The organism is Alteriqipengyuania abyssalis (assembly GCF_019857185.1).
Classification (GTDB): Bacteria; Pseudomonadota; Alphaproteobacteria; order Sphingomonadales; family Sphingomonadaceae; genus Alteriqipengyuania; species Alteriqipengyuania abyssalis.
Genome location: NZ_JAHWXP010000002.1, coordinates 437,955 through 457,655, shown reverse-complemented (window position 1 = coordinate 457,655; position 19,701 = coordinate 437,955). Strand labels below are relative to the sequence as shown.

Below are 19,701 nucleotides of genomic sequence, written 5' to 3'. Positions count from 1 at the left end.
ATGACCGAGCAGACCCCCGGCTGGACCCGCGACGAAATGGCTGCGCGCGCCGCGCGCGAGCTTCAGGATGGCTATTACGTCAACCTGGGCATCGGCATTCCCACGCTGGTCGCCAATCACATCCCCGAAGGCATGCACGTAACGCTGCAGAGCGAGAACGGCATGCTCGGCATCGGTCCCTTCCCGCTGGAAGGCGAGGAAGACGCCGACCTGATCAATGCGGGCAAGCAAACGATCAGCGAACTGGACCACTCCGCCTATTTCGACAGCGCGACCAGCTTCGCGATGATCCGCGGCGGGCATATCGACCTGACCGTGCTGGGCGCGATGGAAGTGGCCGAGAACGGCGACATCGCCAACTGGATGATTCCCGGCAAGATGATCAAGGGCATGGGCGGCGCGATGGATCTGGTCGCGGGCGTCAAGAAGATCATCGTGGTGATGGACCACACCAGCAAGCACGGCGACCCCAAGTTCATCCCCGAATGCACGCTGCCGCTGACCGGCACCGATGTGGTCGACATGGTCATCACCAACCTCGGCGTGTTCCAGCGGCCCGATCACGACAGCGCCTTCCGCCTGATCGAACTCGCGCCCGGCGTCACCGAAGACGACATCGCCAAGAGCACGACGGCGAAATACGAGGTCGCGCTAGAAACCGCGTGATGAAGTGGTGGATCGCGGGGCTGGCGCTGTCGGCTGTGCTGGCAGTGGGCGTGGCCATCGCGTTTACCTCGCCCCCGAAGCTACTTTCGATCATCGATCGGATTTCCGGCGGGGGCACCGACACGCATCGCGCGGGCACGGCGATCCCCTTCGGCAGTCATGACCAGACGCTCGACGTGTGGGTGCCCGACGCGGCGAGCGAGACACCGCGTCCGGTAATCGTGTTCTTCTACGGCGGCGGCTGGGTGAAGGGCGATCGCGATGCCTACGCCTTTGCCGGGCGTGCGCTCGCCAGCCGGGGCTTCGTGGTGGTCATCCCCGATTATCGCAAGGTGCCGCAGGTGCGCTTCCCGGCCTTCGTCGAGGACGGGGCCGAGGCGGTGCGCTGGACTCGCGACAATATCGCCCGCTTCGGCGGCGATCCCGACAGGATCGCGCTCGCAGGCCACTCGGCGGGCGCGCATACCGCCGTCACGCTGGCGCTGGACCCGCGCTGGCTGACAGCTGCCGGTGTGGCACCCGATGCCGTGAAGGCCGCGATCGGCCTGTCCGGCCCTTACGACTTCTACCCCTTCGACAAGAAGCGGTCGATCGACGCGATGTCGCACTGGCCGGCCCCGCGCGACACGCAGCCCATCGAATGGGCACGCGCCGATGCCCCGCCGATGCTGCTGGTCACGTCGAGCAAGGACACCGTGGTCCGGCCCTACAACACGGAGAACCTCGCCGCGAAGCTGCGCGAACTCGGCGCGCCGGTGCAGACGGAGAACTATGAGGGCCTGAGCCACGAGGATGTGGTCGTGGCGCTGTCCAAGCCGTTTCGCGGCAAGGCCCCGGTGCTCGACCGCAGCGTGACCTTCCTCGACCAGGCGATGTGATCCGCCCGGCTTGACCTCGCCACCGCGCTGGCCCAGCGAAGCGTCCATGTGGCTCGATAAACCCCGCAACCCGCACGCACCGCTGGCTGGCCTCAAGGTGCTCGAACTCGCGCGCATCCTCGCAGGTCCCTTCGCCGGGCAGACCCTGGCTGACCTCGGCGCGGACGTGATCAAGGTCGAGGCACCCGAGGGCGACGGCACACGTCTGTGGGGCCCACCTTTCGTGGAGCGCGAGGACGGCGCGCGCGAGGCGGCCTATTATCATGGCTGCAATCGGGGGAAGCGCGGGATCACCGCGGATTTTCGCAATGCGGACGATCTCGCCCGGGTGACCACTCTCGCAGCCGAAGCCGACGTGGTGCTGGAGAATTTCCTGCCCGGCAAGCTGACCAAGTTCGGCCTCGACTACGCCAGCCTGTCCGCCTCCAATCCCGCTCTTGTCTACTGCTCCATCAGCGGCTTCGGACAGGACGGGCCGCGTCGCGATGAGCCGGGCTACGACTTCGTGATCCAAGCGATGAGCGGCTTCATGGCGCTGACCGGCGAACCCGAGGGCGAGCCGATGAAACACGGCATGTCGATTTCGGACCTGTTCTGCGGGCTCTATTCGACCATCGCGATCCAGGCCGCGCTGGCGATGCGGGCGCGCACTGGAACAGGCCAGCATATCGACATGGCGCTCTACGATTGCTCGGTCGCGCTGCTCGCCCATCAGGCGCAGAGCTTCTTCGCGACCGGTGAGAACCCGCCACGCATGGGCAACATGCACGCGCAGGTCAGCGCCTATGGCGTGTTCCCGACGAAGGACGGCCCAATCGTGCTCGCGCCCGCGAACGATCGGCTGTTCCGCAGGCTGCTCGAAGTGTTCGGGCGGCACGACCTGCTGGGCGACGAACGCTTCGCCACCAACGAGGCGCGGATCGCCAATCGGAGCGAGATCGACGGGATCATCGCCGCCGAGACCGCTGCGTGGGATCGCGAAGCGCTGCTTGCTGCGTGCCGCGAGGCCAGCGTGCCCGCCGGTCCGATCTACGAGGTCTCCGAAGTGTTCGAGGAGCCGCAGGTGCAGGCACGCGGGATGACCTTCCCGATGGCCGAAGGGCTGACCGGCCTGCGCAGCCCGTTCAAGTTCTCCGATGCCGAGCTGGCTCTGGGCGTGCCTTCGCCCATGCTCGGGCAGGACGACTAGCGCCCGATCGGGCCGAAGCGCCCGCGCGCGATGCCGCGCCACAGCCACTCGAACGGGCCCTGCCGGAAACGCGCCAGCCAGAGCGGCGACCACAGCATCATCAGCGCGATCGGAACGGCAGCGATCGCGAACGCTCCGCCGCGCGATAGCGTGCCGTAGAGGCCCAGCCCCCACGAATAGAACAGCAGCGCAAGCACCGCGCTGGTGAGCAGGTAGTTGGTGAGCGACAGCCGCCCGGTCGCGGCCAGAACGCGGCGCAGGGCGCTCTCGCGACCGGCAAACAGCGCCATCACCAGCGCGGCATAGGCGATCGCCAGCAGCAGATCGAAGGGCAGCGACCAGAACAGCGAGACCGGGCCGACCACTGCGCCGGTGAAGCCGCTCCACCTGTCCACCAGCATCAGCAGCACCAGCGGCGGCAGGACGATCAGCGCCAGCCTTCGTGCCAGAGCAAGGCATCGTTCGCGTGACCAGCTTCCCTGCAGTAGACCGCTTCGCCACAGGCCCGCACCCACGAGCATCGTGCCCAACGTGGACGGGATGGCGGGGACTTGTGTCGCCAGCGCCGGTCCGAATCCCGTGATGCGGCGCGCCAGCCGCTCGGCAAAGCTCTCGGTGCCGACCATATGCCCGTAGCGCAGTGCCTCAGGATTTGCGCCGAAGGCCGAGGCGGGCAACAGCGCCTGCTGGGTGCCCGGCTCTGCGCTCAGCCACTGATAGGCGATCAGCGTGCCGCCGACCACGTGCACAACCATCAGCACGCCGCCCATGACGAGCAGCCGGCGCGTGTCGAGCCGGAGGAAAAGAGGCAGGAACAGACCGGCCATGGCATAGAGCCGCAGCACGTCGTTGTTCGCGAGCAGGATCGCGTGCGCACCGCCGATCGCGAACAGCACCAGCATGCGCAGCGCATGATCGCGCAGCGGGTGACCGTTTTCGATCTGCTGCGCCCGCTCGAACAGGATCGCGACCCCTGCGCCGAACAGCATCGCGAACAGGCTGCGAAACTTGTCCTCCACGAAGACGAAGCTCAGCCCCCAGACGATCCAGTCGAGCGCGCTTTCACTGCCCGCCGCCGCCGGGTTGAAATAGGCCGCCGGCGGCAGCGCATAGATATAGACGTTCATCAGCGCGATGCCCGCCACGGCAATGCCGCGCAGCGCATCGAGCGCGACGACCCGCTCTCCCGAGGGACCGGGCGCGGTCAGTACGGTGCCGCGCCGGTCCACCGGATTACTTGCCGACGGCAGCCTTCAGGTCGTCGACCAGGTCGGTGCGCTCCCACGGGAAGGCGTCGCCCGCTGCCGTGCGACCGAAGTGGCCATAGGCCGCGCTCTGCTTGTAGATCGGCTTGTTGAGGCCGAGATGCGTGCGGATGCCGCGCGGGGTCAGTCCGCCGAGCTTGGTCATCCCGCGAATCGCATCTTCCAGCGCCTCTTCGGAGACCGTGCCCGTGCCGTGTAGGTCGACATAGACCGACAGCGGCTCGGAAACGCCGATCGCGTAGGACAGCTGGATGGTGCAATGCGTGGCGAGCCCTGCTGCCACCACGTTCTTCGCCAGATAGCGGGTGATGTAGGCGGCCGAGCGGTCGACCTTGGTCGGGTCCTTGCCGCTGAACGCGCCGCCACCGTGCGGGGCCGCGCCGCCATAGGTATCGACGATGATCTTGCGGCCCGTAAGCCCGGCGTCACCGTCCGGCCCGCCGATCTCGAACGCGCCGGTCGGGTTGATGTGCCACACCGTGTCGCCGTCGATCAGGCCATCGGGAAGCACTTCGCCCACGGCCTTCTTCACATAGGCCTTCAGTTCGGCTTCCTTGTCGCCCTGGTCGTAACCCTTGGCGTGCTGGGTCGAGACGACGATCGCCATGGCCTTTACCGGCTTGCCGTTTTCGTAACGCAGCGTCACCTGGCTCTTGGCATCGGGTTCGAGGAACGGCGCCGCGCCCGACTTGCGGTCGTCGGCCAGCCGCTGGAGGATCTTGTGGCTGTAATCGAGCGTCGCGGGCATCAGGTCCGGCGTCTCGTTGCAGGCATAGCCGAACATGATGCCCTGGTCGCCCGCGCCTTCGTCCTTGTTGGACCCGTCGGTCCCGGCGTCCACGCCCTGCGCGATTTCGCTCGACTGGCCGTGCAGGTGGTTTTCGAACGTAAACGTCTTCCAGTGGAAACCGGTCTGTTCGTAGCCGATTTCCTTCACCGTATCGCGCACGACCTGCTCGATCTCTTCGGCAGCGCCCGGCTTCCACTCGCCATTATCGTACATCGGCGTGCAGCGAATCTCCCCCGCGAGCACGACGCGCTGCGTGGTGGTGAGCGTTTCGCAAGCGACTCGCGACTCGGGATCCTTGCTGAGCATCAGATCGACGATCGCGTCCGAAATCTGGTCGGAAACCTTGTCCGGATGGCCTTCGGAAACGCTTTCGGAGGTGAAGATATAGCTGCTGCGCATTGGTCTGCGTTACCTCGATATAAAGAGTTCTTTAAGTCTCGATGTGCGCCCTAAACCCGCCTGCGCCGGTTGACAACTAGGGAGCCGCCGAGGAGTGCGAGCGCCCAGATCAGCGCCAGCCAGTTGCCCAGCCGCGCGAACAGCGTCGGTGCGCCTGCGGGCGGCACCTTGCCTTCGATCCGCGCCTGCTCGCCCATTCCCATATGCTGGCGGACTACCCCGCGTGCGTCGATCACCCCGCTGATCCCCGTGGTGGTCGAGCGGAGCACCGGCAGGCCTTCCTCGATCGCGCGCATGCGGGCCTGCGCCAGATGCTGCGGCGGTCCGGTCGGCCCGAACCAGCCGTCGATCGAAGGGTTCACGATGTAATCGGGGCGGTTGGCGCGATCGACCACCTGACCGGAGAAGATGATTTCGTAGCAGATCTGCAGGCCCGCGCGGCCATAGGCACCAAGGTCGAGCGTCTGCGGGCCCGGGCCGGGATGGAAATCGATCGAGCCCGCCACCAGCCGCGACAGGCCGAGCGGTTCCAGAACGTCGCGAAACGGCAGATATTCGCCATAAGGCACCAGATGCGCCTTGCGGTAGCTGGCGGTGATTTCGCCCTGGTCGTTCAGCACGGTGACGACGTTGTAGGCCCCCGTCACGGTGTCGCCGTCCACCTCGAGATCGGTCGTCCCGGTCAGCAGCAGTCCGCCCTCGCCGATCACACGGGCGAGCCGGGCTCGCGCGAAAGCGGGGTCGCGCCCGGCGGTGGTCGCGGCGTAGAAACGCTCTGGGTAACCCTCGCGCAGATAATCCGGCAGAACGCCCTCGGGCCACAGCACCAGCCGCCTCTCGGGCTCGCTCGCTGGCGGGCGGGCGGACAGCGCGGCGAGGGTGAGGAAGCTCGGCTCGTACTGACGCGGATCGTTCAGCTCGTCCTGATCGAGATCGGGCTGGACCAGCGTGTAGTCGAGCGCACCCTCGCGCCCAGCCCCCACCGGCCAGTACATCGCAACCGCGAGCAGGACCGATGCGATCGCGAAGCGCAGCCATTCGCGGCGCAGCACCTGCTCGACCAGCATTGCGGCCAGCACCACCGCGATACCCGACAGCGCGTAGGTGCCGGTCAGCGGAAGCAGTCCGGCCAGCCCCGGCCGGTCGAACGGGCCGAGCATGGCGAGGCTGAACGGACCCCAGGCATATCCGGTGAACAGGGTCGCGCGCAGCCACTCGGTCAGCACCCAGGCCCCGCCCAGTGCGAGCGCGTAGGCCAGCGTGCTGCGGCCACGCGCCAGCCGGTAGGCGGCGGCAAAGGCGATCGCGGGGTAGAGCGCGAGGAAGGTCGACAGCAGCGGCACCGCGAGCCAGCCGAGAATGGCGGGCATCCGGTCCTGATGGGTGAAGGCGGTCGCGATCCACGTGTTGGTGACGGTGAAGTGGGCGAGCGCGAACAGCCATCCGCGCAGGAATGCACCCCGCACCGTCGGGCTGAAGCGGATCAGCACCGCAGCCGCGCCCAGTGCCAGCAGCGCGAGCGGCCACAGGTGGAACGGCGGGAAGCCCAGCGCGGACAGCCCGCCCAGCACCAGCAGGGTCAGGCGTGGGCGCGCCAGGGCGATCGGCAGCGCGCGGTTCAACACGGGCTGTGCCCGCGCTGTGCCGGGCGGGTCGCAGGCCCACTGCCCGCCCCGCCGCGCGACCGGAAAGGTCGGGCCACCCGCATTGCGATGTCAGCCGACCGCGCTCAGCGCCTCGTCGTCGCCATCATCGGATGCCTTGCGGGTCCGCCGGCGCGGCTTTGCCGCGGCCTTGGCCTTGACCGGCTTGGCATCCTCGTCACCGTCGCCCGCAGTGGCGGCAGCGATCGCCGGCGGCAGGACGGTGGCGTCGATTTCGCCCTGACCGTCATTGCCGTTATCGTCATCGTCCCGGTCCGCCTTGCGCGTGGTCTTGCGGGCCTTCGGCGCGGCGCGGCGCGGTTCGCTGCTGCGCTTGCGCACGAAGGGGTTGTCGTCGCTTTCGAACTCGTCGTCGCCATCATTGGCGTCGGAATCGGCATCGGACGAGCTGTCGTCATCGTCGGAGCGATCGCGACCGCGCTGGCGTTCGCTGCGGTTGCCCTTCCTGGGCTTGCGCCGTTCGTCGTTGCGATTGTCGTCGCCACGATTGCCGCTGCTGCGGTTGTCGTTGCCACGATCGTCATCGTCGTCTTCGTCGGTATCGTCGTTCGCACGGTCGCGCCCGGTGTCGCGCTTGGCGCGCTGTTCGTCCTGGCGGGCCTTGTTGTCGGCGATGACGCGGAAATAGTGGTCCGCGAACTGCAGATAGTACTCCGTCTGCACGCGGTCGCCATTGTGCTGGGCGTCCTGCGCGAGCTTCTTGTACTTGTCCAGCAGCTGGGGTGCATTGCCCCGTGCGCGGCTGTCGATCCGGTTGGAGCTGTTGCCGCCCCCGCCCTGATTGCGATTGCCGCGGCCGCGCCGCCGGTTGTTGTTGTTGCGATTACTGTTGTTGTTCAAGGAATTAGTCTTCCCTCGTGGTCGGGCCAATAGATGCGGCGTCGCAGCTGTGCTGGGTCCGCGGCCCACCTGTCCCTAAGCATGATCTTCGAACTCTTGCCGATCGCAAGCCCTTGAAGGAGCCTGGTCCCACCGCAAATGTCGGATCGCGACCCGGGCGAGAAACCGTCCATTTCTTGCCAGGTCGAGACCGGACTTACCGGTTGGCTTTCCCTTTGCCAACCCCTTGCGACATAATCATTGCGCGCGGGTGACCGTTGAGGTCCCGGCGCAGCGTGCTTTCAAGCCCTTGATTTTGCGCGAGTGCGGCGACGGCATCGTGCTGCGTACTGCCGATTTCGAAGATGGCGATGCCATCGCGCGTCAACAAGGGCGCGATTTGCGGGAGCAGGATTCGATAATCATCGAGGCCTTCGGGCCCCGCAAACAGCGCCGATCCCGGCTCGTGCTCGCGCACGCACGGGTCAAGCGATGCGTCATCCTCTACATAGGGCGGGTTGCACAGGACCAGATCGAACTGACCGAGGTCGCGCCGCCAGCCGTCCCGCCGCCAGCTGCGCCGCAGGAACTTCGCGCGCTCCGCCAGACCCAGCTTCGTCGCATTGCACTGCGCCACGCGCAGCGCGGGCATCGAGGCGTCGAGGGCAACGCCGTCCGCCTCCGGCCACTGGCAAAGCGCCGCCAGCAGCAGCGCGCCCGATCCGGTGCCAAGATCGAGGATGCGCTGCGGCGGCTCGCCCGTTGCGAAGTGATCCTGAGCCGCGTCGATCAGCGTCTCGCTGTCGCCGCGCGGGATCAGGACGGCGGGCGTGACCTTCAGCTCCAGCCCGTAGAACTCGGCGCTGCCGGTGATGTAGGCGACCGGCTCATGTCCCAGCCGCCGCGCGAACAGCGGGGCGAAGCCATCGGGCGCCGGATCGCGCATATGGTGCAGCAGCATCGCCGAGCGTGAGCATCCCAGCACGTGCGCCATCAGCAGCTCGGCATCGATCCGCCCCCATTCGACGTCGAGCAGGCTCGCCGCCTCGCGGATGACCTCGCCGACACTGCCCTTCAGGTCGACGGCATCACTCATTCATCGCCGCGAGCCGCTTGGCCTCGTCCTCGGCGATCAGCGCGTCGACCAGCTCGCCAAGGCCCGGCCCGGCGATGATCTGGGGGAGCTTCTGGAGCGTCAGGCCGATCCGGTGATCGGTCACGCGGCCCTGCGGGAAGTTGTAGGTGCGGATGCGTTCGGAGCGGTCGCCCGAGCCGACCATCGCCTTGCGCGCCTCCGCCTCGGCCCCCTGCGCGGCATCGCGCTGCTGTTCGTAGAGCCGCGCGCGCAGCACCTGCATCGCCTGTTCGCGGTTCTTGTGCTGGCTGCGCCCGTCCTGGCAGGTGACCACCAGCCCGGTCGGCAGGTGGGTGATGCGGATTGCCGAATCGGTCGTGTTGACGTGCTGCCCGCCGGCTCCGCTCGCGCGATAGGTGTCGATCTTCAGGTCGCCCGGATCGACCTGCACGTCGACCTCGTCGGGCTCGGGCAGCACCGCAACGGTCGCCGCCGAGGTGTGGATGCGCCCGCCGCTCTCGGTCTCGGGCACGCGCTGCACGCGGTGCACGCCGCTTTCGAACTTGAGCTTGGCGAACACGCCGGTGCCGGTGACGTGCGCGACGATCTCCTTGAACCCGCCGACTTCGGACGCGCTCATGCTGACCGGCTCGACCTTCCAGCCCTGCTCGCCCGCGAAGCGTTCGTACATGCGGTAGAGATCGCCCGCGAACAGCGCGGCTTCATCACCGCCCGTGCCCGCACGGATTTCGAGCATGGCGGGCTTGGCATCGGCGCTGTCGCGCGGGAGCATCGCGACGGCGAGCTGCTGTTCGATCTCCGGAATGCGCTGGTTGAGAGCCTCCAGCTCCTCTTCGGCCATCGCCTTCATTTCCGGATCGGCGAGCATCTCCTCCAGCCCCGCGACTTCCTCGCGCGCCGCCTTGAGCTCCAGCGCGAGCTTCGCGACCGGCTCCAGCTCCGCATAGTCGCGGCTCGCCTGCACGAATTCCTCGCCCTCCAGCTGGCCAGAGGCCATGCGCGCCTCGATCTCTGCGAAGCGGTTGGCGATCTGGTCGAGGCGTTCGGGAGGGATGGGCAATGGTCGTTCCGGTAGGATTTCTGGCACACCTGACACACAGTCCAGGGGTTAGAAAGTGGGCCCTGCGCGAGGCGGCTATTTCGGCAGGTGAATGTCGGGTGCGTTGGCGATCATGCAAGGCGCATTAGCGCGGGAAGGATGGAGTAGGAAAGCCATCCCCACACCGTCATTCCCGCGAAGGCGGGAATCCCGCTTATTTTGACACATGGGCGGAAGAAGCGGGACCCCCGCCTTCGCGGGGGTGACGAGAGAGGAGTGCGAACACCGTCTGCCTCTCCGTCATGCTGACGAGTTGGCGCAGTCCCCTCCACCTTCGTCATCCCGGGCTTGACCCGGGATCGGGCTTCTTTTGGCTTGGCTTGCGCGGAAGGAAGCCCTGCCCCGGATCAAGTCCGGGGCGACGATGATTGGATGAACTGTGTGGATCGAGAGAGCAAATCGCCAACGCGATTAACGAGTGCTTCGTCATCACTACGCACCGGCGCGGCAAGCGAGCCCTGTCCGCCCAGCGATACAATCGCTCGAGGGCCCGCCTTCGATGCCTTGTCAAACCGTTTGCGGGGCGAACCCGCTGCCATCAGTTCAGCGCTCAACCCATCGCCCCGAAGCAATCCGAGGGCGACGAAAGCTTGCGACATGAAATCATCATCCTCCACGACTACGATAACGTCTGCGTTGGGCTCACCCTTCTCCCCCACCAGCATCGCCAGCCGCTCGATCCCCGCGGCCCAGCCGACGGCAGGCGTCGCCGGACCGCCGAGGCTCTCGATCAGTCCGTCATAGCGGCCCCCGCCCAAGATCGTACTCTGCGAACCCAGCGCGTCTGCCGCTGCCGAGCCGTCATCGGGAATGAACTCGAACGCCGTGTGGCGGTAGTAGTCGAGCCCGCGCACCAGGCTCTCTGCACGCACCCACTTCACGCCCGCCGCATCCAGCCCACTGGTCACGGCGTCGAAAAAGCCGCGCGCCTCGTCGGTCAGGAAGTCGTCGATCTTCGGCGCATCGGCCACGAAGCGCTGGTCGCGCCGGTCCTTGGAATCCAGAATTCGCAGCGGGTTCTTCTCCAGCCGCTCCTGCGATTCCTCGCTCAGCTCGTCCTTCACGCTGCGGAAGTGCTCCACGAGAGCCGCGCGCCATGCCTCGCGGCTGTCGCCATCGCCCAAAGTGTTGAGGTGCAGCGTCACGCCCTCGATCCCGAGCTCGCGGATCACCTGGTCGGCCATCGCCAGCAGCTCGACATCGGCCTGCGGTTCCGCCGCGCCGATGATCTCCGCGTCGATCTGGTGGAACTGGCGGTAGCGGCCCTTCTGCGGGCGCTCGTAACGGAACAGCGGACCGTGCGTCGCCAGCTTGACCGGCGCGTGCTGCTGCCAGCCGTTCGTCAGATACGCGCGCGCAATCCCCGCCGTAAACTCGGGCCGCAGCGTCAGCGATTCCCCGCCGCGATCCTCGAAGGAATACATCTCCTTGGAGACGATGTCGGTCGTCTCGCCGATCGAGCGGGCGAACACTTCCGTCTTCTCGAACACGGGCATTTCCGCGCGGCGGAAGCGGTAGAGCTTGCGCACCCGTTCGAAGGTTTCGACCACGAAGGCGAAACTTTCCGCCTCGGCCCCGAAAATGTCCTGCGTGCCGCGAATTGCCTGCGGTGTCTTTGTCTTTGCCATGATGGGCGAGCGCTTAGCGTGCGCGGCACCCAAACGAAAGCGGGCCAAACGAAAGCGGGATACATTATTGCATGCGCGCGCGATTGCCCGCATGAACCCCGTCCATGAAGCATCCCGCCCTCAGCGCCGCCCTCCTCCCCTTCCTGCTGGCCACCCCGGCCCTTGCGCAGGGCGACATCCGCCCCGCGGGCAACACCGCGCCGGAGCAGGCGCAGCTGGACGACGCGACGCCGCTGCCCGCCGATACGCCGTGGCCGGGCGGGACGATCGCGCTGGATATCGACGCGACCGATACTGAGCGCGGCGTCTACCGCGTGACGCAGACCATCCCCGTCACCGCCGACATGCGCGAGCTGCGCCTGCTGTTCCCCGAATGGCTGCCCGGCAATCATGCCGCGCGCGGGCCGATCAACCTGATCAGCGGCATCCGCTTCACCGCGGGCGGCAAGGTGCTCGAATGGAAGCGCAACCCGCTCGACGTGTACGAGCTGATCGTCGACCTGCCCGAGGGGACCAGCGCGGTGACCGCGCAGTTCGTCCACACCTCGCCGATCACCGGCAGCGAGGGGCGGATCACGATGACGCAGGAAATGCTCAACCTGCAGTGGGAGAAGATGAGCTTCTATCCCGCCGGACATTATGTGCGACGGATCGCAATGAAGCCGACGGTCAAGGTGCCCGCAGGCTGGCAGGTATTCACCGCGCTGGATGGCAAGACGCGTGAGAACGACACGGTCACCTGGCAGACGGTCGATTACGAAACGCTGGTCGATTCGCCGATCTTCGCGGGCAAATATGCCGAACGCTGGGAAGTGGGCGAGAACGTGTGGCTGGATGCGGTGGCGGACAAGCCGAAATATCTCGACCTCGCGCCCGAAAACCTCGCCCGCTTCGAACGCCTGATCGACGAGGCCGACGCGCTGTTCGGTGCGCGCCATTTCGACCATTACGACATCCTGCTCGCGCTGACCGACCGGATGGGCGGGATCGGGCTGGAGCATCAGCGCTCGGCGGAAAACCAGTACGAGCCCACCGCGCTGATCGACTGGGACGAGATGGACTGGGACCACAACGTCGTCAGCCACGAGCTCGTCCACAGCTGGAACGGCAAATATCGCCGCCCGGCGGACCTGTGGACCCCCGATTACCGCACGCCGATGCAGGATTCGCTGCTGTGGCTCTACGAAGGGCAGACGCAGCTGTGGGGCTGGGTGCTCGCCGCGCGCAGCGGGTTGCAGACCAGGCAGACCTTCCTCGATGCCTTCGCGACTTATGCCGCGAACTATGCCGAAGGCCAGCCGGGCCGCGCGTTCCGATCGGTTGCCGATACGACCAACGACCCGATCATCAACTCGCGCCGTCCCATCCCGTATTCCTCGCTCTCGCGCAGCGAAGACTATTATGTCGAAGGCGCGCTGACCTGGATCGAGGCGGACCAGATCATCCGCCAGGGCACCAGGGGCAGGAAGGGGCTCGACGATTTCGCCAAGGCCTTCTTCGGCGTGAAAGATGGCGACTGGGGCCAGCTGACCTATGATTTCGACGAGATCGTGGCGACGCTCAACGGCGTCTATCCCTATGACTGGGCCGATTTCTTGACCACCCGCCTGCTCGAACCGAACCAGCCCGCTCCGCTGCGCGGGCTCGAAATGGGCGGCTACCAGCTGGTGTGGAAGGACGAGCCTAACAGCTACGAACAGGGCCGGATGGGCAACGGTAAATATCTCAACCTGTTCTATTCGCTCGGCGTGAACCTCGGCACCGACGGCACGGTCACGGGCACGCTGTGGGACGGGCCGGCCTTCGATGCCGGGATCGTCAACGGCAACACCATCGTCGCGGTGAACGGCATCGCCTACTCGGGCGAGACGATCGAAGAGGCGATCACCGCCGCGAAGGATAGCAACAAGCCGATCGAGCTGCTGGTCAAGCGCGGCGACACCTACCGCACGGTGGCAATCGATTACCACGGCGGCCTGCGCTATCCGTGGCTCGAACCCGTGGGCAAGGGCGACCAGCCGCTCGACCGCTTCCTGGAGCCGCGCGCGGGCGGCTAATCACCGCCAACCCTCCCGCAGTGCACAAAACGCGTTGCGGCTTGCGGGCGGCTCTACTAGGTCGCGGGCACATCCTTCCAGCCCGATCGCGCGGGTGCGTGCGCACCCTGCCGATGGCAAGAGCGAACAGAGAGTAACAATGCGCATCGACAAGATCCCGACCGGCGACAATCCGCCCGAAAGCCTCAACGTCATCATCGAAGTGCCGACCGGCGGCGAGCCCGTGAAGTACGAGTTCGACAAGGAATCGGGCGCGCTGTTCGTCGATCGCATCCTGCACACGCCGATGCGCTACCCCGCGAACTACGGCTTCGTGCCGCACACGCTGAGCCCGGATGGCGACCCGCTGGACGCGCTGGTGATCGCCCGTTCGCCCTTCATCGCGGGCTGCGTGGTGCGTGCGCGCCCGATCGGCGTGCTCAACCTCGAAGACGAGCATGGCGGCGATGAAAAGCTGATCTGCGTGCCGATCGACACGACCTTCCCCTATTACTCGGACGTCGCCGAGACGAAGGACCTGCCGAGCATCATCTTCCAGCAGATCGAGCACTTCTTCACCCACTACAAGGATCTGGAGAAGGACAAGTGGGTCCGTGTCGGCAAGTGGGGCGATGCGGCGGAAGCCAAGCAGATCGTGCTGGAAGCGATCGAGCGGGCGAAGGGTTAAAGGGCTGAAAGGACGTCCGCTTGCGACCCAATTGCGGAGATTTCGCATTCGGATAGACTGTGAGTGTGCGGACACTCAATAAACCAGTCGCAATGGCCATCTTGCTTGCCCTTTCCAGCGGTTGCGTCTCGCAACCCACTAGCATCTGTCGAATGCCGGAAAGCCGTACTTTCTGGCAGGGGCTGGATGTGTCGTGGCGCGGGGAAATTATTGATGTGATGGCGCCGCCCCACGGTGGGGGTATCTATTTCACGGACCACAGATGTGGTGCAGTCGTTGAACTCGATCCTGACGCGATTCCAAAGCTCTATTCGCAATCCGATGACTGGGGAGGCCATCTCGCAGTAGCTCAGTATCGGATAAGGGGGCGCTTGACCTACCGGAATGGAGAGGTGGTTCTTCGCCCTCGGTCGCTCAAACGACTGTCCCCCTGGGCGACGGAAGAGGCATTCGACGCTTACATGACGAAACGACGGGAAGCTTTGGTCGAAAAAGGCTTTCTGCCCTCCTTAGCACGGTGACAGGACACCACCCAGGCGCGCTCACTCCACCGGCCTGCGATGGTCGAGTAGGTCCTGCTTTTGCTCGCTGCTGTCGCGTTCTTCCTCGACCATTTCGTCGATCTCGTTACGCGGGGCGACGTCGGTCGGCGGCGGTGTGGCTGCGGCGCGCGGCTTGGCCGAGGACGTGGCTCCCGCGTCGCGTCCTGCGATATTCTCGAACGGGACGCTGGCGGAGCGCGGATCGAACCGGAGGCGATAGATCGGTTCGGGCAGGCCGAAGCCGGCATCCTCCAGCGCAGTCTTCACCGCCGGGATCGCGACGCTTTGCGCCTTGAACCAGTCGGTCTCGCGCTGGTCGATCCAGCCGAGGAAGCGAATCACAACGGTTGAATCGCCGACCTCCACGATCCGCGCCTCCGGCGCCGGGTCTGCCAGCATGAAGGGCAGGGCCTCCAGCGTGGTGCGGCCCAGCTCTGCCGCAGCGGTCGCATCGTCATCCGCGTCGACGCCCAGCGTGAAGTCGAACCGGCGCTGCGGGTTGCGGGTGAAGTTGACGATTACCGCCTTGAACACGGTCGAGTTGGGGATGCGCAGATGGTTGCCCTCCAGCGTCATCAGCACGGTCGCGCGGCTGGTCAGCCGGACCACGCGCCCCTCGAACGCGTCGATCTGGACCAGGTCGTTGGCCCGGAAAGGCTGGCGTAGCGAGAGCATCAGCGAGGCGACGTAGTTCTCCACCGTGTCGCGCATGGCGAAGCCCAGCGCGATGCCGATCACCCCAGCCCCGCCCAGCACCGCGCCGAGCAGCGCGGTCGCCCCGATGATGTCGAGCGCGATGACCGCGGCGAAGATGATCGCGATGAAGCGGATCGCACTCGCCACCAGATCGGCGAGGAAATCATTGGGCGTGACGAGCCGCCAGAGGAACCTGAGCGAGGCGAGCAGGTATCCCACCAGCAGGATCGCCAGCCCGATCAGCACCGCGACCCCGATCAGCGGCAGCATCCCCGCCGCACCGCGCAGCCGGTCGATCAGCGCGGTGACGATATCCGCCGTCCCCTCCAGCGAGGTGTCGCGCGCGATCTCGTTCTCGACCGTGACCACATCGAAGCGCGCGGCGATTGCGCCGGCATCGTCGATCGCTTCCTGGCTGGGGGCGGAACCGGTCAGGCGTACGACGCCCTGATTCACCGCGACCTCGATGCCGGAGAACGCCTCTACTTCGGCATAGATGTCGCGCAGGCGCGTGGCGATGCGGCTGTCGGCCTGCGGATCGCGCTCGTCCGACAGCGCGCCGGTGGCGGTGGGCGTAGGCTGCGGCTCGGCCTGTTCGGGCACCAGACCCGGCAGTGCAGCGGCCACGGGCGCGGCGAAACATGCCAGCCAGAGCGCGGCGAGGAGTCGCAGCAGCATGGTCAGCCCCACACAACCCGGCCAAGGCCGCGTGCGGGCATCAATCGGGGAAGGCCGTGCCGAATCCCAGCGCGAGCAGCAGGGGCACGCCCACGGTCAGCAGCCACAGCGCCACCTGATCGCGCCGGAACGCCCCCTTCAGGGCCGGATCGTGCGCCTTCGCGTCGTCGATATCGGTCCACCGCTTTTCGAAAAAGCGCAGCACGGGGATGAAGGCGCCGACCATGATGACCAGCAGCAGGTAGACGGTGATCCCGTCGAATGCGTGCTTCATCTTGGGCATGGTGATGAAGATCAGCAGCGCGGTGGTGACCAGCAGCGCCCAGGCGATATTGTCGCTGATCGCAGCGGGCCAGTCGGCCTCGGGCCGCGTATCGGCTGCATTCTTGGTCCAGGTATTCATGTGCGGCATCCTCTCGATCGCCCCCGTGCCGGGCACGATAGGGCGAGTGGCCCGCGCGCTCAAGCATGGAGGCGGAACGCAGGCGCTTGCCTATTGCGACTTTCGCCGCGCGCCCCATCTGCTAGGCAGAGAATTATGGCCGAGATCGATCCCGCCGACATTGTCCAGAAGCCTTCCGAAGTGGAGGCCAACGCCGCCCCGCCGATTCCGCAGGGCGGGCTCGAAGTCGTGTCCATTGCCAAGAGCTACGACAAGCGCCCGGTTCTGACCGATATCTCGCTGTCGGTCGGCAAGGGCGAAGTGCTCGGCCTGCTCGGCCCCAACGGCGCGGGCAAGACGACCTGCTTCTATTCGATCATGGGGCTGGTGAAGCCCGATAGCGGCCGCATCCTGATGGATGGCGAGGACGTGACCGGCCTGCCGATGTATCGCCGCGCGATCCTGGGCCTCGGCTACCTCCCTCAGGAAACCAGCATTTTCCGGGGGCTGACCGTGGAACAGAACATCGCCACCGTGCTCGAACTGGCGGAGCCCGACCGGCAGGCGCAGCGTGACGGGCTGGAGCGGCTGCTCGACGAATTCGGCCTGACCAAACTGCGCAACGCGCCCGCGATGGCGCTTTCGGGTGGTGAACGGCGGCGGTGCGAGATCGCCCGCGCGCTGGCGGCGAACCCGTCGATCATGCTGCTCGACGAACCTTTCGCGGGGATCGATCCGCTCTCGATCAGCGATATTCGCGATCTGGTGATCGACCTCAAGAAGCGCGGGATCGGCGTTCTGATAACCGATCATAACGTTCGCGAAACGCTCGATATCGTAGACCGCGCCTGTATCATCTACGGAGGCCAGGTGCTGTTCGCGGGCACCCCGCAAGACCTGGTCGCAGACGAGAACGTGCGCAGGCTCTACCTTGGCGAGAATTTTACCTTGTGATTTTCCGGCGGTCCGAAACGTGATCGCGCATGGGAAACTCGGGTCCGCCGGGGCGGCACCAGCCCGCACCCCCGCCCGGCCACCCATTCAGGATACTCTCGTGGGTGGCCGGGCGGGGGTGCGGGCTGGTGCGGGGCGCAGGGGTCGGCGCAAGCCGAACCCGGATGGCCGCCAAACCTGATGTCACTCGCTCCGCGCCTCGACCTGCGCCAGTCGCAATCGCTGGTGATGACGCCGCAGCTGCAGCAGGCGATCAAGCTGCTGACGCTGTCCAATCTCGAGATCGAGGCCTTCATCGGCGATGCGCTGGAAGCCAATCCGCTGCTCGAAATGGGCGAAATCCCCGCGCGCGCCGATGCCGGCGAGCGTGACGAGGATGGCAGTGGCGACACGTCCGAAACCCCGCGCGAGGAACGCGAGGCGGATGCGCTGATCGCGGAGGGCGCCGCCGAGAGCGACGCGCCGACCGACCTTTCCGCCGCCGAGATGGAGATCGACCGCGACACGGGCGATGGCAGCTGGGGCGCAGCGGAGGGCTTCGGCGGCGAGGATGACGGTTTCGCGATCGACAGCCACGGCGGCACCGCGCTCTCTCTATCGGAATATCTGCACGCGCAGGTCGGCGCCGCAGGGCGTGACGATCAGGAGATTTTCATCGCCCGCGCGCTGATCGAGCGGCTCGACGAAGCGGGCTACCTCACCGAGACGCTGCGCGAAGTGGCCGATGCGCTGGGCGTGACACTGGCGGAGGCAGAGTGCGGCCTGGCCCTGCTGCAATCGCTCGATCCCGCTGGCGTGGGCGCGCGCGACCTTGCCGAATGCCTTGCGATCCAGGCGCGCGAGGCGGACCGTTACGACCCGTGCATGGCGCGGCTGATCGACAACCTGGAGCTGGTCGCGCGCGGCGATGTCGCCCGGCTGCAAAAGCTGTGCGAGGTCGATGCCGAGGAATTTGCCGAGATGCTCGCCGAACTGCGCGGCTATGATCCGCGCCCCGGGCTGACCTTCGGCGAACAGGGGGGCAGCCCGGTGGTGCCCGACATCCTGATCGCGCCGGCGCATGACGGCGGCTGGCGGATCGCGCTGAACGAGGCGACCCTGCCGCGGCTGGTGGTCAACCGCCCCTATCTGGTGGAGCTGCGCGACGGCTGCCGCGACCGCTCCAGCCGCGCGTGGCTGAAGGACCGGCTGGAGGATGCCCGCTGGCTGATCCGCGCGCTCGACCAGCGGCAGAAGACCATCCTGGCCGTGGCGAGCGAGATCGTCACCCAGCAGGAGGGCTTCTTCCGCCACGGCGTCAGCCACCTGCGCCCGCTGACGCTGAGGCAGATCGCCGAGAAGATCGAGATGCACGAAAGCACGGTCAGCCGCGTCACCAGCAACAAGTTCCTCCATTGCCCGCGCGGCACCTTCGACCTCAAATACTTCTTCACCAGCGGCGTGGGCGGCGGCGAGGACGGCGAAGGCGCGAGCGCGGCGGCGGTCAAGGCGCGGATCAAGGCGCTGACCGACGCCGAGGATGCCAAGGCGATCCTATCGGACGACAAGCTGGTGACCCTGCTCAAGGCCGAAGGGTTCGACATCGCGCGGCGCACGGTCGCCAAATATCGCGAGGCGATGGGGATCGGCTCCAGCGTGGAGCGGCGCCGGGCGAAGAAGATCGCCGCGATCGGCTGAGCCCGGCCTCAGTCCCGCCGCAACACTGCGAAATAGGTGACGTTGTCGGCGCTGTCCTGCACGTCCGCTGCCAGCACATCGAGATTGTACAGCTCCGCCGCGCGGGTCGAGGCGAGCGCTGCGCGGGTGAACTGCCGCGCTTCCGCCACCGCACACGCGGCCCCGGCGGTGTCGCCCGCTTCCTGGGTGCGCGCGTCGATCTGCGCAAGGAAGCGCGTGCATTCGGCGAGCGCCATCGGATGGCTGGAGACGACCTCGACCTCCTCCAGCCGGGTGCCAGGCACTGCGAGGCAGTGGAACACAACCGGCTGGGGATGCACGTCGAGGCGGGTGACGGGGAGTGAGGCAAGCAACTGCTCCACCCCCGGCACGGCGCCCGCAATCGAGTTCTCAAACGGGACCAGTGCCCTGTCGCAGGTGCCCGCAACCAGCGCGTCGCACGCGGCGCGGAAATCGCTGTAACCGACCGGCTCGGCATCGGGGAAACGCCCCAGGCACGCAAGTTCGCCGAAGGCACCGGGGTGCCCGCCATAAGCAATACGCATGTCGGTGTCC

General features: G+C 66.6%; 17 protein-coding genes. 7 read left to right on the top strand and 10 right to left on the bottom strand.

Annotation, left to right across the window (positions count from 1 at the left end; genetic code table 11):
* The 3 genes from KYN89_RS07415 to KYN89_RS07405 are packed head-to-tail and all read left to right on the top strand — an operon-like array spanning position 1 to position 2,733.
* Positions 1–666, top strand: a complete 666-nt coding sequence (locus KYN89_RS07415) for a 3-oxoacid CoA-transferase subunit B (protein WP_222824485.1) — start codon at positions 1–3, stop codon at positions 664–666.
* Positions 666–1,544 (top strand): alpha/beta hydrolase, encoded by an 879-nt coding sequence (locus tag KYN89_RS07410; RefSeq protein WP_222824484.1) that lies wholly within the window; start codon positions 666–668, stop codon positions 1,542–1,544. The genes KYN89_RS07415 and KYN89_RS07410 overlap by 1 nt, the downstream gene beginning before the upstream one ends.
* 46 nt (positions 1,545–1,590) lie before the next feature.
* Entirely contained in the window at positions 1,591–2,733 is a 1,143-nt protein-coding gene (locus KYN89_RS07405; RefSeq protein ID WP_222824483.1) for a CaiB/BaiF CoA transferase family protein, read from the top strand.
* On the opposite strand, the gene KYN89_RS07400 is transcribed toward KYN89_RS07405, so the two are convergent.
* The 7 genes from KYN89_RS07400 to hisS form a co-directional block, all read right to left on the bottom strand.
* Complete coding sequence (locus tag KYN89_RS07400) at positions 2,730–3,962, bottom strand: DUF418 domain-containing protein (protein WP_222824482.1); 1,233 nt, start codon at positions 3,960–3,962, stop codon at positions 2,730–2,732. The two genes, KYN89_RS07405 and KYN89_RS07400, sit on opposite strands and share 4 nt — an antisense overlap.
* Before the next feature lie 4 nt (positions 3,963–3,966).
* On the bottom strand, positions 3,967–5,187 hold the full coding sequence (gene metK / locus KYN89_RS07395; protein ID WP_222824481.1) for a methionine adenosyltransferase: 1,221 nt from the start codon (positions 5,185–5,187) through the stop codon (positions 3,967–3,969).
* A 50-nt stretch (positions 5,188–5,237) separates the two neighbouring features.
* Complete coding sequence (lnt, locus tag KYN89_RS07390; RefSeq protein WP_222824480.1) at positions 5,238–6,812, bottom strand: apolipoprotein N-acyltransferase; 1,575 nt, start codon at positions 6,810–6,812, stop codon at positions 5,238–5,240.
* Between the two features lie 90 nt (positions 6,813–6,902).
* On the bottom strand, positions 6,903–7,691 hold the full coding sequence (locus KYN89_RS07385; RefSeq protein WP_222824479.1) for a DUF4167 domain-containing protein: 789 nt from the start codon (positions 7,689–7,691) through the stop codon (positions 6,903–6,905).
* Between the two features lie 196 nt (positions 7,692–7,887).
* Positions 7,888–8,766 (bottom strand): peptide chain release factor N(5)-glutamine methyltransferase, encoded by an 879-nt coding sequence (gene prmC, locus KYN89_RS07380; RefSeq protein WP_222824478.1) that lies wholly within the window; start codon positions 8,764–8,766, stop codon positions 7,888–7,890.
* Positions 8,759–9,826 carry a peptide chain release factor 1 gene (gene prfA, locus KYN89_RS07375; RefSeq protein ID WP_222824477.1) on the bottom strand — a complete coding sequence of 356 codons (1,068 nt, stop codon included), beginning with the start codon at positions 9,824–9,826 and terminating at the stop codon, positions 8,759–8,761. The genes prmC and prfA overlap by 8 nt, the downstream gene beginning before the upstream one ends.
* Positions 9,827–10,212: 386 nt before the next feature.
* A complete protein-coding gene (gene hisS / locus KYN89_RS07370; protein WP_222824476.1) occupies positions 10,213–11,493 on the bottom strand; it encodes a histidine--tRNA ligase in 1,281 nt (426 codons plus the stop codon).
* Positions 11,494–11,597: 104 nt separating this feature from the next.
* Between hisS and KYN89_RS07365 the strand changes: the two genes are divergently transcribed.
* Together KYN89_RS07365 and ppa are read left to right on the top strand one after the other, a co-directional pair.
* On the top strand, positions 11,598–13,550 hold the full coding sequence (locus KYN89_RS07365) for a M61 family metallopeptidase (protein WP_222824475.1): 1,953 nt from the start codon (positions 11,598–11,600) through the stop codon (positions 13,548–13,550).
* Positions 13,551–13,689: 139 nt separating this feature from the next.
* On the top strand, positions 13,690–14,217 hold the full coding sequence (gene ppa / locus KYN89_RS07360; RefSeq protein WP_010233053.1) for an inorganic diphosphatase: 528 nt from the start codon (positions 13,690–13,692) through the stop codon (positions 14,215–14,217).
* Between the two features lie 542 nt (positions 14,218–14,759).
* Here the strand turns inward: ppa and KYN89_RS07355 are convergent.
* On the bottom strand, positions 14,760–16,133 hold the full coding sequence (locus KYN89_RS07355) for a mechanosensitive ion channel domain-containing protein (protein WP_222824474.1): 1,374 nt from the start codon (positions 16,131–16,133) through the stop codon (positions 14,760–14,762).
* 40 nt (positions 16,134–16,173) lie between these two features.
* The gene (locus KYN89_RS07350; RefSeq protein WP_222824473.1) at positions 16,174–16,536 is read right to left on the bottom strand and encodes a hypothetical protein; all 363 of its coding nucleotides are present in this window, start codon (positions 16,534–16,536) and stop codon (positions 16,174–16,176) included.
* A 135-nt stretch (positions 16,537–16,671) separates the two neighbouring features.
* Between KYN89_RS07350 and lptB the strand changes: the two genes are divergently transcribed.
* The gene (gene lptB / locus KYN89_RS07345) at positions 16,672–17,469 is read left to right on the top strand and encodes an LPS export ABC transporter ATP-binding protein (RefSeq protein ID WP_010233044.1); all 798 of its coding nucleotides are present in this window, start codon (positions 16,672–16,674) and stop codon (positions 17,467–17,469) included.
* A gap of 180 nt (positions 17,470–17,649) precedes the next feature.
* The gene (rpoN, locus tag KYN89_RS07340; RefSeq protein WP_222824472.1) at positions 17,650–19,146 is read left to right on the top strand and encodes an RNA polymerase factor sigma-54; all 1,497 of its coding nucleotides are present in this window, start codon (positions 17,650–17,652) and stop codon (positions 19,144–19,146) included.
* 8 nt (positions 19,147–19,154) lie between these two features.
* On the opposite strand, the gene KYN89_RS07335 is transcribed toward rpoN, so the two are convergent.
* Positions 19,155–19,691: a prephenate dehydratase gene (locus KYN89_RS07335; protein WP_222824471.1), complete on the bottom strand. Its 537-nt coding sequence runs from the start codon at positions 19,689–19,691 to the stop codon at positions 19,155–19,157.
* Positions 19,692–19,701: the final 10 nt, after the last annotated feature.